Genomic DNA, 15779 nt, shown 5'->3' with positions numbered 1-15779 from the left:
CTGGAAGTGTTGTTTTATTTTTCAGCACTAAGATTTAGACACTAACTTTTAGTGTCTAAATCTTAGTTGACTTTAACTGTCTGAAATTGTTTTCTTTTATTGTTTCTAGTTAAGATTTTTTGATTAGAGCGACATCGCTGAGACTAGTGAGAATGTCATTGTGCTACCGTAACTACGGGTAGGCATATTTATGAATGAGGTTTATATGACGCATAAGGCTAAAAGAAGTGATAGTGAGCAAGCCGACTCAAATGATAGTGACATTGCGCTAAATGGGTTTCTTGACTTGCTTGATCACGACATTTCTAACAACCCTGAAAAGCTAGTTGAAGTAACTGAAGCCCTCACAGAAGAACTGGATGAGATAATCGGTGGCTATCAAGTTGATCTCGACGGTAAGTATTAAAAACAGTCTTCACTTGAACCTGCACAGCATAAAGCTGTGCTATGTAAGCGGCATGCGCCGCAGTAACGAGTGATGGGTATCATGCATGATAGCTTTCTTGCAGGGTATTCTCTAATTCCTTGCCGAGAATAATCTCAAAGTCAGTAAATACAGCAATAGGGCGGCAAGCGCTGCCTTTTTCCTCGAACTGGATGAATCCTTTTGATGATAAGTCGTCGAGTGTTCGTGAGAGTTCGCGGATATGATGATCGCTAATCTCCGCAAGCTCAGCTAGGCTTTCAGGCTTTTCTCTACTGATCAGAAGCATTAGTTCGATATTATCATTAGATAGTAGCTTTGAAGCTTCATTTAGTGACGTGAACCAAAAAGTGGGGAGATGCTTGCTATGATTAATGTTGCCTGCGGCCACATTAATCATGTGCCTACGAATGAGATCTTCCGATGTAACCCCAATGCGAGCTTTCATGAGTCATCCTTCTCAGAACGAAGTAATAGAATCCTAGTGTATACGACGCTGTTCTGAAAGAAAAAGTGGATAGTTATATTCGCTATGCTAATTGACGCCCCTTTCACGAGTAAAAGGTCAAGAGACTATTCTCATCGAACCCCTTTCGATTCAGCGACCTAAGGTCTACGAGCGATCTCAAGAAACAATTTTCTGTGGTCTATGAGCGATCCTCTCCATAAAAGCCAGGTGCAGGAGCGAGCAGAACGAGATGCGTGAGTGGTTAGATAGAATAGAAGAACAACGATACCAAAGTACTATAAACTCTCATTAACTAACTGATAGTAATGGAAATTATGATATTTTACGATCACGTAACCTTTGACCGATCATAAACATCGTTGGGTAACGATTCAAAAATCTATCTTAGAGATCAAGGAAAACAACGATACCAGAGGACGCCACTTTCATGATCGAGAGGTCAAGAGAAACAACGATGCCCTATTCTCATCGAATCCCTTTCGATTCAGCGACCTAAGGTCTACGAGCGATCTCTAAAAGCAAATTGCTATGGTCTAGGAGTGATCCTATTCTAGATGGATATAGCTATAAACTATTGTATTTACTTTATTATTTCTTTAAAGGCTTTTGGTCTACGTGCGATCTCAAGAAACAATTTTCTGTGGTCTATGAGCGATCCTCTCCATAAAAGCCCAGGTGCAGGAGCGAGCAGAACGAGATACGTGAGTGGTTAGATAGAATAGAAGAATAACGATACCAAAGTACTATAAACCATCATTAACTGACTGATAATAATGGAAATTATGATGTTTACGATCACGTAACCTTTGACCGATCATAAACATCGTTGGGTAACGATTCAAAAATCTATCTTAGAGGTCAAGGAAAACAACGATACCAGAGGACGCCACTTTCATGATCGAGAGGTCAAGAGAAACAACGATGTCCTACTCTCATCGAACTCTTTTCGATTCAGCCCCCTAAGGTCCACGAGCGATCTCTAAAAAACAAATTTCTATGGTCTAGGGGTGCTCATCTTCTAGATGGATGTGGCTATAAACTATTGTATTTACTTCGTTGTTTCTTTAAATGCTATTGGTCTACGAGCGATCTCAAGAAACAATTTTCTGTGGTCTATGAGCGATCCTCTCCATAAAATCCGAGGTGCAGCAGCGAGCAGAACGCTATACGTGAGTAGTTAGATAGAATAGAAGAATAACGATATAAAAGTACTGTAAATGGTCATTAACTCACTGATAATAATGGATATTGTGATGTATTGCGATGACGTAACCTTTGACCGATCATAAACATCGTTGGGGAAGGTTCAAAAATCCATCTTAGAGGTCAAGGAAAACAACGATACCAGTTGACGCCACTTTCATGATCGAGAGGTCATGAGAAACAACGATGTCCTACTCTCATCGAACTCTTTTCGATTCAGCCCCCTAAGGTCCACGAGCGATCTCTAAAAACAAATTTCTATGGTCTAGGGGTGATCCTCTTCTAGATGGATGTAATCATAACCTGTTGTATTTAAATTATTATTTCTTAAAAAGGATCCTGGTCTACGTGCGATCTCAAGAAGAAATTTTCTGTGGTCTATGAGCGATCCTCTCCATAAAGCCCTGGTGCAGGAGCGAGCAGAACGAGATACGTGAGTGGTTAGATAGAATAGAAGAACAACGATGCCAAAGTACTGCAAATGGTTATTAACTCACTGATAGTAATGGAAAATGTGACATTTTTCGATCACGTAACCTTTGACCGATCATAAACATCGTTGGGGAAGGTTCAAAAATCTATCTTAGAGGTCAAGGAAAACAACAATACCAGACGACGCCGCTTTCATGATCGAGAAGTCAAGAGAAACAACGATATCTGAATAGCCACCGACTTTATAGACATGCTTCGGTTAGACTCGTTTACTTGGTTTTATCCAATTCAACTTATCCGAAGTGCACGATTTTGATCACAGATTTTGAGCACCAACTATAACTCGTTTCTGCCCCTTTCCTTGTTAACGAATTTACTCAGTGGTAGATCGTGTCACTGGAAACACACTACTTTTCCTCATGGCTGGCGGTTGAGGAAAAGTGCCAGAAAACCTCCAGAAATTATGTGGTAGCGAGTACTCGTACGCTAATAGTTGTTCTTCTTTGACTCAATTCCCCTAAATCTCTTACTATGCAATAACACGTCTATAATGTTGATGGTAATTTATAGGGGCTAACCATTGGATACTTCATTCGCTAGCAGCATAACTGCCGATTTGTCTAACGCTTTCTTTTACTGTCCTAAGGATGGAGTTCCATCTATTCAGATAGGTAAGCCCATGGCTGGAGATATCATTTTCTGGCTTAAATATAATGATGAAGATGTAAACAAATGTGCTAGCAGACTGATTCAAGAGTTAGGGCGTGAATTAGGTATCAGTAATATCCAGAGTGCAAAGGAGATACTTCTAAAATTCTGCTCGTATGCGTTTAATACTATTGATGCGGATTTTTTATCGTTAACTAGTCTGGATAAACCAGTAAGTACCATATTCTCACAACAGCATCGCAATAATCTAAGTGCTTTGTTTGTAGACTACATCGACTCTCAAAAAGCTCTTAAACCATACGTCTACAATATTCGGTATGCTAATACAGACGGGGTGCATAGGCTCACTAATAACTTATGTATTTATGGTTCAGGTCAAATAGAAGGCCTACTTGACGATATGAGAACGCGAACTGGAATAAACTTCCCTTTAGAAGCACTGGATGATAGAAATTTACGCGGTGATCCTATCGGGAGGTATAAGCGACTGCCTGATAGTTCTGCTGTTTTGGTTTATGCACGTTCAATAAATGAAGCTGTCGAAGAGCTAGACAGTTTGTTTGGTGCACTATGCGCGACTATCGATGCTCCTTTGAGAATCAATCAAGATACAGTTGATTGCAGAATAAATTCTTTTGATTCTACGAGTATTACCACTTGCCAAATAAGATCTAACCTACCTTCTGTTTATGAAATAAACCTGAGTAACGAAGTTGTTGGCAATCTAAAGAAGATTTTTTCTTCTCCCACTAAGAGAATGAAATCTGCGCTCTCTTTTATCGCCCATGGGTGGACTCATGATAAACGAGAGAGGTTCCTGAACCAATTTATTGCTTTAGATGCACTGTACGGTACAGAAAGAAGTAACAAGGCTTCTATAGTTGGCGGAGTGAGTAGAGACGCCAGTGATATCGTAGGTATCGAATCAAAAATAAAAACTATTTACGAATTGAGGAGTAAGTTTGTACATGGAGAAATATCAATATTTTCAAATCACGGCAAATACCCTAAATTTGTTGATGAACACGGTATCGACCCAATTGAATCATTGTTTGAGATTTTAAGAGTATGCGCTCTCAACTATCGAGGGATATACAAGGTAGAACAACCTGATACGGTTAACCTTCGAGTACCCAAAGGGCTAGTTAGAGAGTTTGAGAAGAAGATAAGCGCATATTGCAGAACATAAAATATTCACAAACTGAACAGTGCCATCAACGAGCTTAGTGATCAGTTGTTGCAAGATTTGCACTAACTGGTTTCTGCCCCTTTTCTTCTTAGAACTGTTGCTCGCAACATCTTGAGTTATCCCTGTTTGACCCAATTTAGCTAATGTTTCATTATGTGTTTAGTTGATTACCATTCAAACTTTTCGATGAGCTACAAATAGGGTTCAGGCCCACTTCGTACTAGAGGACTGTATGGATACACACACATTAGTTAAAAGAGCAAGCGCATTTGCAAGGGACAAGGATTTTAACAAAGCTATTGAGGTATTGAATGAGGTATACACACAATGCGAGCCTGATGAAGCGGCGCTGATAAAGGTTATCCCCTACTTTCAGAAAGCTGGACGATACGATGAGCTTAATGAGTATTGTACAGAAATGCTGATCCCTAAAATCTCCATCTATAACAAGACTTGTTTTGCTCATACATGCCAAGAAATCCAACAAGCATTTGAAAACTTGGGATTACACAGGCTTTACTCCAAGCTTGAGCTATGTGCTAAACGGGAGAAAAATGAGAAAGATAAACTTTCCTTCCATTCATTAAGCACCTTTCATTATGCCGAATATGAAAGGCTTCTTGCCATTGGAGAAAAAAACGAGAAAAGTAAAGAGTATGGTGAAATGGTATCTATCTTTGGTAAAGACACAAGTAAATGGCCAGAGAACATAAGGAAAATGTACACAGGCAGTTAGAAACTGAACGTAGTTCCTTTGTTTAAGGCGGTATGCAGCGGCTTCGGTATTGGGTTGTTCACCCCTTAACTGTCCATGTGTAAAGGAGTAATCCAGAAATGTCTTTAGAGTTTTATGATGAGTTACTCAAAAGTGAGCGTTTCTGTGAAAGCTTGGGGCGATTGTTATTGATGTCTGGAAAGTTGGAATCGGCATTAAAGTCAATTGTTCTCGCGAGTAGTATTAAAGTGCGATACAACCTTAGCCGAGCTATGTTAGGTCAACTTGTTGGGAGCTGTAAAGAACATGAATTAGTCACTGAGGAGCTTAGTGAAGTTTTGGCGTTTATACTGGTTCGTCGGAACTACCTTACTCATAATCTTTACCCTTTGTTCAACGATGAAATTGAATACACATTATTGCCTAAAGACAACTTACACCCTGATGATGCTGAGTATTATTTCCCTCAATGCGTTGAAGAGTTAATAGCATATATAGAATTTGCAATCGACTATATCAACGAATGGAATTAACACATAACAAGGCGCTCAAGTCGGACTGCAAACCTGTGGCAGTTTTGGTTCAAGTTGGCTAATGTGATTACGGTGGTTATTTGAGGGATGGTGGTGTTTGCAGCCACTTAGCTTAACGTTAGGCACCAGCAGAGCAGTACGTAGAAAAATAGTTATATGAAGACACTCGAATTTGTAGCATCAATAATCGATTCCCTTGCATGGCCAATAACAGTGCTCCTATGCATACTGATCTTGAAAGAGCCTATGGGGAAGTTACTTGGGCGCGTATCTAAGTTTAAGTACGGTGAAATAGAAGCAGAATTCCAAGAACGATTAGAAAAATTAGTCTCGTTTGAACAAAGTGAGGAAGTTAAGGTGGGGGTTGATACTGCAGGGACATCTGTGGCTCTTGAAGACTTAGCTGAAACATCACCTAGGGCTGCAGTTTTGGAAGCATGGCTGAAAGTGCAAAAGGCAACTAGTGCCTTTTGTATTGCCAACGGATTTCCTCAGGATATTTCTCATCAAGGTCTGTTCAAACTCGCAAGAGAACGAAATTTAGATATCGACGCATTCCAAACCGCTCATCAAGAGCTACGTTTATTGCGTAATAAGGCGGTACATGCGACTGACTCAGATATAACCACTGCAACAGCACGTCAGTATATAAAGAATGCCAATTTCTTAGCTGACGAATTCAACATGAGGGCAAATAGTGCCTAACAAATTGTTCAATGTTGAAGTGCAATGCGGTGGCTTGGTCATTGCGTGCTTCACCCTTTAACTGGGCCTTATATTGTTTTTGGAGTTCAGCGTTTGGAAATTGATGAAATAATAGCTTTGACTCGGGAGATTATCTCTGACCATTCTTGTAATGTTGACCATGATGAAGAGCTATATCCCATAGTATCTGTGGCTACGAGTGACGCTTACAACTCAATCATTGACAGTTTTTACCTATTAGAAGACACCCAATTAGCAAAACATTCGTTCTTCGAGCGAAATCAGTCGCTATCTTTTGGTGAGTTGTATTTGTACTTCTATGGTGTCCTTAATGCTGTTTATATGCAGCAGCAAGCCATGTTAGTTCTTCTTAGAAAAATGGGGATAGAGTTTGAATTAAGCGAAATTCAAGGCTGTACAATCTTTGATATTCGAAACAGTTTTGCTGCTCATGGCGCAAATCGCGGTGGTAGACAAGTCAAAGAACATAGCTTTATTTTAGACCGTCATGCTCTTCGACAGGGCAAATTGAAAGGTTACTCCGCCAATCATGAAAGCGGTTTTCTATATCATGATGCAGATGCTTCAACTTTAATTTCAGAGTGGGACAAAATCTTTTCTAGGTATCTAAAGCGCATACTAGAAATGGTTAAAAAGAACTACGAAGCCACAATATAACACGTCGCTTAAGTCGGACTGCAAACGCGTGGCGGTTTTAGTTCAGATTGGCTTTATGTATCTACGGTGGTAATTTTACGTTTAGTGGGGCGTTTGTAGTCACTTAGCTTAGCGTTATGCACCAACGGCTCAATTTATAGAGGTATTGGCTTGAAATCTATTAATATTGTAACTCTCCCAGTCTATCGAATCGAAAAACGAAAGTATTACACTCAACGAGAGTTATTTATAGAAAAGTCGATATTTGGTGGACCAGATGAGCAGTTTAAAAGAGAGTACGCTATCAAAGACCCTCATTGGTTTAATCGTTTTAGAGCACACCTATGTGATACATACGGTGGGGCATGGGACTTTAATGAGGTTATTGGGTACATAGAGATACATATCATGGGCAATCAAATACGTGGTTCATATTGGCAGGATGATAAGAAACGTTTTGTAAAATCACGTAGAAAGCAATTTAAGTATGTGACTCATAAGTTAGTGCCTGAGATAAGTTTTCCCCGTTCGGCGGATAGTGATCAGGTTTATCAAGCAGTTTTAGAATATGTTTCTCTTTGTCAACGATACCTCAAGTCACGTTATATTGACCAAAGTAATCTAACCAACATCGGTAAGTATGTGGACTGGAAAGCGCTGATAAAAGGTGTATAACATTTAAGGTTTCAGGTACTTTTTCTTATCTGAACAGCTAGCTCTAAGCCTTATGAGCTAAGAAGGTTTTGTCCAAATGAGTTGTGTGTTTTTTGGGAGTGCCAGCATCTGCCTACTTGTGATTCGTCACAATTAAGTGTGTGTTTCTGCCAACCCTTTTCAAATCTCGAATCGCAGCTTCTTTTTTCGCAATCCGCAGGGGCCGATCTGAAGTTATAGTATTGTTGATAATGTCAATATCATCACGTTTGGTATGCGTGAACTCGATAACGCCGTAGGAGGTTCTAAACTCCCCTTTGCGCCCCGTTGTCATGATAGTAATTCGATCGAGCATCACTTGAGAAATGACACTGTATTCTGAAAGCGCCGATTCTAGAGAGATGTAGTTGTACTCTCCTCGTCGCAAGCATTTAGCAATGTATTCAATGGTATAACCGTCCTTATGACGACTGTATGAGAATACATAAACACCGTTGCACACCCGCTCTAGTACTCCAGCTTTCACCAAACGAGGTAAACTTTGCTGGAATGCTGTAAGTGAGTCATCAAAAAATAATCTCCTGAGGTCACTTTTTCGGTAAACGTGTATACCTCGCCTGTCAAATTTATGCAGGCGCTCCAATGCATCCTCAATCTTCACTTCAATGCTCATAAGTAGTCATAAAAAGTAAGTATGGCATATATTTTTGTACACTTGTGATTGAAGATAGTAATTGGTGGTCGTTAATACCCTTCCTGATCCCTGATTGGTTTTTCCGAGTTAGGATCCTAACTTGGAATTTGTAGTGATGAATGTGGTTGCTATGAGACCAAGGAAATGGCAGTACCAATAGTCAAAAGCTGATTCCCTATTCTCGGTTAGGATCCTAACTCGGAATTTATGGGGATGATTATGGTTGCTTTGAGGTGAGGAAATGGCAGCACTAATCGTCAGATACGATGTTCATTCTCGGTTAGGATCCTAACCCCGAATTTATGGGATGAATATGGTTACTTTTAGGCTAGGAAAATAGCAGTACTAAGCGCACAGCCAGACTCCGATGTCCATTCTCGGTTAGGATCCTAACTTGGAATTTATAGTGATGGGCGTGGTTGCTATGAGGCTAGGGGAAATAGCAGTACTAATCGTAGCTAGAATCCGATGTTCTTTCTCGGTTAGGATCCTAACCGAGAATTCATGGTGATGAATATGTGGTTCTTTGAGGAGAGAAATCGCATCACTAATAGCCCAGAATCTGATCTTTTTCATTTTTTTGTAGGAGTTTAACTAATTATTATTTCTCTAATTTAATAATTAAAAAATCAAAAGGTTTTTATTTAATAATTAAATGTTAATGTGAGTTAAAAATAGTAATTAGAGGTCCTTTACAAAGATAATATTACTTGATAAATATAATGGTCATTGAAATTATCTATATATATTAAGAGGGTTGTCGGATATGTCTCAAGTCCTGGTTTATTCTAAGCGTAATCGTGAAATGAGTTATCTATCTGCAAGAGAAGAATGTGAAACTAAGCCAAATAGATTTCAAGTCGTTTATAACGATATTTCGGATGAAGAAGCATTACGTAGAGCAAATGCTATTAATTTAGATGAAAAGAACAATGTTCCCCAGATTCGTTCAAAAAGACAATCTATTAAAGAAAAGAAAGAATGTCGAGTGCCTGGTTTGTATGGTTGTAACCGTTATAAGTCAAGAAAAAATGAGACATTCAACGTATTCTAACGTTGCTTTTTTTTTGCACAACGTTAAAGCCTATTGAATTGTGTTAGGCAAGTGATAAAAGCCTTGGAAATTCCGTAAGTAAAGATCTTGGCAAGAGAATTTGCCAAGATTGGCAATCAATGTGTCAATGCAGGCATTGAAAGTGCCAATAGTGGCAGAAGAATTTTTGCAATAATTTAAGCTTGTTTCGTCTTAAACTTCATTTTTTAAAAGGCCAACCTTATATTAGAATTATAACTTTATAATAGTTATAACAGTTATAATAGTTATATCATGAAAAATTAAATAAATAAAATTTAATTTTTCATGTTGGATTTTAATGTCAAGGTTTTTTAAACTGAATTTGTTTTTTATTATACATAAATAACTCCAGAGTAATGCTGTTTATCTATTAGTAATGATTTATTTACTCGATTTTTATTAAGACAAAGGTGGTTTGCCAAAATTATTGACTTAACTAGTCAACTTTAGCGAGATGTAAACACCCCTATAGTATCAACAAACATCCGTTTTCTGACACTAGAAGGGAGTGAGCTGTTTGCAGTCTCATAAAATAGGGTTTGGATTTTTATGATACCCAACTGATTGATGATACTAGTTGTGATACCAAAAAGGAGAGTATTGTGGAGAGTATGGGACGGACATTCGCTTATTGTCGTGTATCGACTAGCGAGCAAACTGTGTCAAATCAGATCTTAGCTATCAGAAATGCTGGCTACGATGTTCAAGAACACCGAATTGTACATGAAACAGTTTCTGGTAGTGTGCCTGCAACTGAACGACGTGAGTTCAAAATGTTGATTGAGCATAAACTAGAGCCAGGGGACAAACTAGTTGTATTAAAGCTAGATCGACTTGGAAGAGATAACATCGATGTTCAGCATACGATCAGTATGCTGTTAGAGAAGGGCGTTACACCAATTTCTCTGGATCTGCCAACCGCTGATCTAAGCTCAGCGGAAGGACGATTGATGCTGCAAATGTTCTCAGCATTTGCTGAATTTGAGCGAAACCGAATTCGAGAGCGAACATTGGAAGGGCAGGCTAGGGCTAAATCTGAGGGTAAGCGGATTGGCCGACCAGAAGCCATCAGTACAACTCAAAAAGTTCAAGAATGTAGGGTAAGAGGACTGAGCCAATCCAAAACAGCTCATGCTCTAGGCATCTCCGTCCCCACGGTCAAGCGGCATTGGAACAAGCGGCTAACTGAAAGAGTTCAATGAGAACAATGTTCCATGATACCGAGAGCTACCAGAAGTAGTTATTAGCTAAGAAGTTTAAACGATATTGTAAGAACCTTGTTCTCGCTTAGCTTATCGAATAATACCAGGTTCTCTCGCCGACATTCAGTGGAAGTCTTATCTTTCGCTAGTTTTGAGTAAGCTGCTAATTGATGCCTGATAATCATATCGAGAGTGAACTGCTCTTTACTCGGAACAATGTTCTTATGCTAACCCTAAAATAGTAAAGATTGGTTATTTGAATAATCAATAAAAACTGTGTAGAAGAACAATGTTCCGAATGATAAGTAGGAGGATCTTCCTTTTAATAAGCTAGGCTTCCAGAGTTAATCATTAAAACTAAAGAGATAATCTTCTAAAAATAGAATTAATTAAAGATCCTGAGAACAGTATTACAATTAATAATAAAGGCCGAGATAAACTCGGCCTTCTATCCAACGCTTAACCGCCAGTTGGCGCGGAAGTGTAACCATCTATTAGCGGATAAAATAGTGATACATTTACTTGTATTAAAACTAATTTTTCTTTAAGCCACCAGTGAGGTGGAAGGAATTACTTTTACTGTTAAAGATGAAGTAATATTAGTTTAAATATATCTTTAAGCCACTTTCTAGATAGAAGCTCTGCTTCTTGCTACGGGATTTAATATATTAGATTGTTTTTTCTTAATCAAGAGTTTTTTCAACTTGACTAAAAAGTTTTTTATGTATAATGAAAAACATTAAAAACTATATTGAATTAAAATTTGTTAGTTGAGTGGTTTTAATTGGTGTGTATGTATCATAAACCTATTTGAACACCTAAGTTTGATACTGCGAGAACATTGTTCTCGCTAGGTTCCTAAAAGATGAAAGTTATTCAATTAAATTAGCGAATAAAAAGTCGTGAGTAGAGGGCGAGTGAAAGATTTAGAGCAATGGGCAGTGCCTCCTGACATTTTTAAAGTGCAGTAGACTCCGCTAGATCCCCATCCCTGAACGCTCTACCTCTTCATGCAGCTCTTTCCAGTCAGGACAATACTTGGCGACTAGTTTCCAAAAGTTTTTGCTATGGCTTTTTTCTACGGTATGACATAGCTCATGAAGGATTATGTAATCCATCACCTTATTGGAAAACTCCATGCAACGAGGGTGGAACTCCAGAACATTGTTCTCGGTGCAGTTAGCCCAACGTGCATCAAACTTTTTTATGTGGAAAGTCGTGGCTTGCATGCCCGTTTCCTGCTGCCAATAGCGTAAGCGAGAAGCGATTTTTTCTAAGGCTTTCTGTTTGTAGAAACGTTCTAAAGCTGGTTTGAATCGCTCACGGCTGACGAAGTGGCCTTCGGGAGAAAGAACTTTAAAACGGCTTTGGTTAAACTTCACTTCTACCGTCGATAACTCTGGCGCAGGGATCACTTCACAATAGAAAGAACGACCACGGTAGGGCGCTCGGCTACCTGTGACGATTTCTTCTTTTAACGGTTGATTGACTTCCGCTAAGCGCTCTTTAATCCATCTTGCTCTGTAACGAATCAGCTCACGTTGCTCATCCTCAGAGGCACTTGGGCCTCTGAGAAGAACAGTCTTACCTCGTTCTACAGTAACGTAGTGGTGACTGAGTTTTGAGTCGAGCTTAAATTCCCACTCGATTTCAGTTGTACCGTATTGAAAAATTGGCATGTGTTTCTTTCGTCATTGATGAAGCAAAGGATCAGTTGTTCAGCATAATACTGAAAATTTCAGCAGAGTGCTGACGTGCTACAGTCATATCCCAGCCGCCAAGACCACGTAAAATCGTTCTGATTGTTTTTTTGATCTCATTATGAATATCAGTCTGCTTTTTCCATATCGGTGACAACATGACTTCAGCGATATCAGGGTGGCTAAAGATGCCTTTAGTCCATGCTAGAGCTTCAGCTTCCTCTACTTGCTTTTCCAAGTAGTTGAACACGGCTCGCTCTGTTGCTGTTCCCAGGCCCATTTCAGATGGCTTGGCATCTTTATCACGAACACGCTGAGCAAAAAGCTCTAGCTGTTCTAGGAATAGTGCTTGTTCAATACGTCCTTCACGTTCATCTTGGATAAGCTTTTCTAGCTCTTCTTCCAAGTCGCCAAAGAAGGCAGGATCTTTACCTTTCCCCGTTTTAATGGTGTGCTTGAGTTTGTTCTTCATGACCAACGCTGCACTCCCTGCACTTTTCTGTTTGCGGAGTAGATCCATATCCGCAGCATCCAGAATTGAAACTTCACGGCCTAGCAAGCTCTTAACTTCACTCGCTTCTATATGCTCGTCGAGCATGTTTTTAAGCAGCTCAGATTCAGATGCGGTGATGCGAACCGTATCTGCACTCTCAGGCATTTTGTTGCGCAGTTGGAGTTTTATCTCATTCAGCACTTTGAAGTAAGGCTGATATTTAGATGCGCGTTCGTCGGGTAACACGATATCTAAGCGGCTATTGAATCCAGCGAGAGCAACGAGGAAGTCTTCAACAATATCTAGGCGAGTATCTGGGTCTAGGTAGAGATCGGCATCCTCTTTGTAAGGTTCAGGCTGTTTCACTGGGTTGTGCTTTTTCGGAAGAATGTCTAACACTTTTGTCAAAGCAGATTGAAGACGTGGCAACTCCGCTTCGACGTCCGTCCACACTTGGTCGGGTTGTACGTCACCACCATAAACTTTCAGTGCTTCATCTAGGTACTCAACCACACCGAAATAATCGACAATGTAACCTGCTTTCTTGCCTTTTCGAGTTCGGTTTACACGAGCAATAGCCTGAAGCAAAGTATGTTCTTTTAGCGGTTTATCCAAATATAGAGTGCTGACAATAGGCGCATCCCAGCCAGTTAACAGCATGTCAGAAACGATGATTAACCCAATGTTGTTAAACTTGGTTTCTTCTTTGGTATTAGCAGACTCATCACCATAAGGCAGCTTAAATTCATCATTCACGAAGCTTGGGATCTTTTCAGACGGTAGGGCTATCGGTGTTTGGCCTTGTTTGAGTTCCCGTTTGATGCGCTCTTCGATAGTTTCAAGTTTTGATGTTGAGCCTGATGCTGCATGAGCTTGTTGGTCGCTAATACCTGTTCGCTTATCTGTCATACTACCGAGAGATATAACCACTCGGCTTTCAAAGGTCGGTAGACCTTTGGTTTGACGCTCCTGCATGATTTGGTTTAGTACGTCTTTATAGCGAACAGCCATATCACGCCCGTCACATACCAGCATGGCTTTAAAGCCGCGAGGCTTCACACTTGATAGAAAATGTTCGACGAGATGGCGAGCATTCTCCTCAATACGCCCGATAGCACCACGACGTTTTTTGAGTAACTCTTGCTTTAGCTTTTTCTTACGGGCTAAAGGCTCATTACCAAATTCATCCTCAAAAGCTTGTTTTAGCTTTCCGTCGCTACCCCATTGCGCCATACCTTCAAGATATTTAATAGGCAGTGTCGCGCCATCTGCAACCGCCTCGTCGAGGCGGTAAGTATCGATGTATTCTTTACCGCCGAATGTACCCAGGGTTTCTTTATCGTCTTTAAAAAGCGGGGTGCCAGTAAATGCTATGAACTTGGCATTAGGTAAAGAAGCACGCATAAATGCAGCAAGGAATCCATACTGGCTGCGGTGAGCTTCATCAACCATCACGAATAAGTTTGGCTTGGTACTCAGAACTCGAAAATCAACTTTCTCTTCGCTGATGAGTTCCCATTTGGCTTTTTTAGGGGTGCCATTAGCATCAGTTTGGCCGTGAAGAACATTGTTCTCCTTTAAAATCCAGCATTGTTCTTGCCCAGAATCATCCTTCCTCAAAACGCGTCTGACACGACTTTTAGAGTCTGCAATGGAATCCTCATCTTCAGACTCTTTTGCGGCCTGTATCTGCTTACCATCGCTTTCTTGAAACTTTTGAACGGTCGAAGTGAAAATCGTGCCGTAGTCATTGCTGAGCATGGCTTCTAGCCCAGCGACGGAATCTGCTTTAATCGATTCAAGGCCGACATTAGTAAAGGTATTGTGGATCTGACGGTCAAGGTCAGTGCGATCGGTAAGAATCAAAATACTTGGGTTATTGAAACCAGAAATTTCGGCTCGCATTAAACGGGCAAGTAGTGCCATCGTCAGTGATTTACCACTCCCTTGCGTATGCCAAACTACGCCGCCAAGTTCTTGGCCTAATAGCTGTGGGTCTTTACCCTGTAGACGGAGTAGCGTCTTCTCTACGGCACGCCACTGTTGGTAACGTGGCAGCTTTTTGATCATGACGCCTTTTTCTATTTCATACATAGGGTAGAAACAGACTAAGCGCACGAAGCGGGAAGGCTCGAATAATGCCCACAGTAGTTTGTCTTGCTCTGTAGGTTTCTTTCCTAATTGGTTTTCTAACTCGGTAAGAACAATGTTCTCGTCAGGCTTTTTCGGATCAAATTTGTAAGTTAGATAGAACTGTTCTGACGCATATATAGCGCCATACTTGGCTTGGCTGCGGTTAATGGCAGCACAGACCATATTAAAGGCAAAGTGTTGAGTAAAAGTGCCTTGGTAGCCATCAATTTGTGCAATGCCTTTGCTGAGCTTAATTGAGCTGTTTTTACACTCAATCAAGCCAAGGGGTAAGCCATTAATGAATAACAGTAAATCGGGTTTAAAAAGTTCATCGTTAGCATTTTTGCCGACGTACTGATCCACCACATGGAATAAGTTACCCTCGGCACCTGTTTGGTTGATAAAACGGATGCTACGAGGTTGACCATATTTGTCTTTTTGTTGCAGGTTCGATTGAAACAGAACATGCTTCCAGAACGCATGGTTAGCCAGCATTAAGTCGCTGTTATGCTCAAACCATATGTCTCTGAGCTGTTTAATCGCTTTGTTTGCACCGTTTGGAACCTCGGCCAGCCAAGGGTTAAGGGTGTGTAGTCTGTCAGTTAACACCGACTCTAGAATAACAGGCTCGGTCTTGTGAGCTTGCTCTACATCTCGACCTTTAATGTGCTGATAACCAAGAGTTTTTAACCATTCAATCGCTGGGCGTTCTACCCCGACGAGTTCTGGATTCGATGATTCAGCCTGACCTGACATACCTTGTTCCTTTATTTATTGTTATTCATTTTTTATTGTTCATTTAAATTACGTTTTTTGTTTTTTTAGATGCCTT

General features: G+C 40.2%; 13 protein-coding genes. 9 read left to right on the top strand and 4 right to left on the bottom strand.

Annotation, left to right across the window (positions count from 1 at the left end):
• Nucleotides 1-205 precede the first annotated feature (205 nt).
• Nucleotides 206-406, top strand: a complete 201-nt coding sequence (locus RXX31_RS15510) for a type II toxin-antitoxin system PrlF family antitoxin (protein ID WP_317590460.1) — start codon at nt 206-208, stop codon at nt 404-406.
• A 79-nt stretch (nt 407-485) separates the two neighbouring features.
• Here the strand turns inward: RXX31_RS15510 and RXX31_RS15505 are convergent, their stop codons facing one another.
• Complete coding sequence (locus RXX31_RS15505; RefSeq protein ID WP_317590458.1) at nt 486-872, bottom strand: transcriptional regulator; 387 nt, start codon at nt 870-872, stop codon at nt 486-488.
• A gap of 2335 nt (nt 873-3207) precedes the next feature.
• Between RXX31_RS15505 and RXX31_RS15500 the strand changes: the two genes are divergently transcribed.
• The 6 genes from RXX31_RS15500 to RXX31_RS15475 all read left to right on the top strand — a co-directional run bounded on the left by RXX31_RS15500 (nt 3208) and on the right by RXX31_RS15475 (nt 7671).
• Entirely contained in the window at nt 3208-4386 is a 1179-nt protein-coding gene (locus tag RXX31_RS15500; RefSeq protein WP_317590455.1) for a HEPN domain-containing protein, read from the top strand.
• A gap of 232 nt (nt 4387-4618) precedes the next feature.
• Nucleotides 4619-5122 (top strand): hypothetical protein, encoded by a 504-nt coding sequence (locus tag RXX31_RS15495; RefSeq protein ID WP_258498243.1) that lies wholly within the window; start codon nt 4619-4621, stop codon nt 5120-5122.
• Between the two features lie 98 nt (nt 5123-5220).
• Nucleotides 5221-5634: a hypothetical protein gene (locus tag RXX31_RS15490; protein ID WP_258498245.1), complete on the top strand. Its 414-nt coding sequence runs from the start codon at nt 5221-5223 to the stop codon at nt 5632-5634.
• A gap of 246 nt (nt 5635-5880) precedes the next feature.
• Entirely contained in the window at nt 5881-6339 is a 459-nt protein-coding gene (locus tag RXX31_RS15485; RefSeq protein WP_317590454.1) for a hypothetical protein, read from the top strand.
• 93 nt (nt 6340-6432) lie between these two features.
• Entirely contained in the window at nt 6433-7017 is a 585-nt protein-coding gene (locus RXX31_RS15480) for a hypothetical protein (RefSeq protein WP_317590452.1), read from the top strand.
• 150 nt (nt 7018-7167) lie between these two features.
• Nucleotides 7168-7671: a hypothetical protein gene (locus RXX31_RS15475; RefSeq protein WP_258498251.1), complete on the top strand. Its 504-nt coding sequence runs from the start codon at nt 7168-7170 to the stop codon at nt 7669-7671.
• A 112-nt stretch (nt 7672-7783) separates the two neighbouring features.
• On the opposite strand, the gene abiEi is transcribed toward RXX31_RS15475, so the two are convergent.
• Nucleotides 7784-8323: a type IV toxin-antitoxin system AbiEi family antitoxin gene (gene abiEi / locus RXX31_RS15470; protein WP_317590451.1), complete on the bottom strand. Its 540-nt coding sequence runs from the start codon at nt 8321-8323 to the stop codon at nt 7784-7786.
• 787 nt (nt 8324-9110) lie between these two features.
• Here abiEi and RXX31_RS15465 point away from each other — a divergent pair.
• Together RXX31_RS15465 and RXX31_RS15460 are read left to right on the top strand one after the other, a co-directional pair.
• Complete coding sequence (locus RXX31_RS15465) at nt 9111-9398, top strand: hypothetical protein (protein WP_317590449.1); 288 nt, start codon at nt 9111-9113, stop codon at nt 9396-9398.
• Between the two features lie 632 nt (nt 9399-10030).
• A complete protein-coding gene (locus RXX31_RS15460) occupies nt 10031-10621 on the top strand; it encodes a recombinase family protein (protein WP_317590577.1) in 591 nt (196 codons plus the stop codon).
• Between the two features lie 977 nt (nt 10622-11598).
• On the opposite strand, the gene RXX31_RS15455 is transcribed toward RXX31_RS15460, so the two are convergent.
• Entirely contained in the window at nt 11599-12300 is a 702-nt protein-coding gene (locus tag RXX31_RS15455) for a M48 family metallopeptidase (RefSeq protein ID WP_025604822.1), read from the bottom strand.
• A 31-nt stretch (nt 12301-12331) separates the two neighbouring features.
• Complete coding sequence (locus RXX31_RS15450) at nt 12332-15703, bottom strand: type I restriction endonuclease subunit R (RefSeq protein WP_317590447.1); 3372 nt, start codon at nt 15701-15703, stop codon at nt 12332-12334.
• Nucleotides 15704-15779 lie beyond the last annotated feature (76 nt).

Source organism: Vibrio sp. EA2 (assembly GCF_033042495.1).
Taxonomy (GTDB): domain Bacteria; phylum Pseudomonadota; class Gammaproteobacteria; order Enterobacterales; family Vibrionaceae; genus Vibrio.
This window is presented reverse-complemented; position numbering and strand designations above follow the sequence as displayed.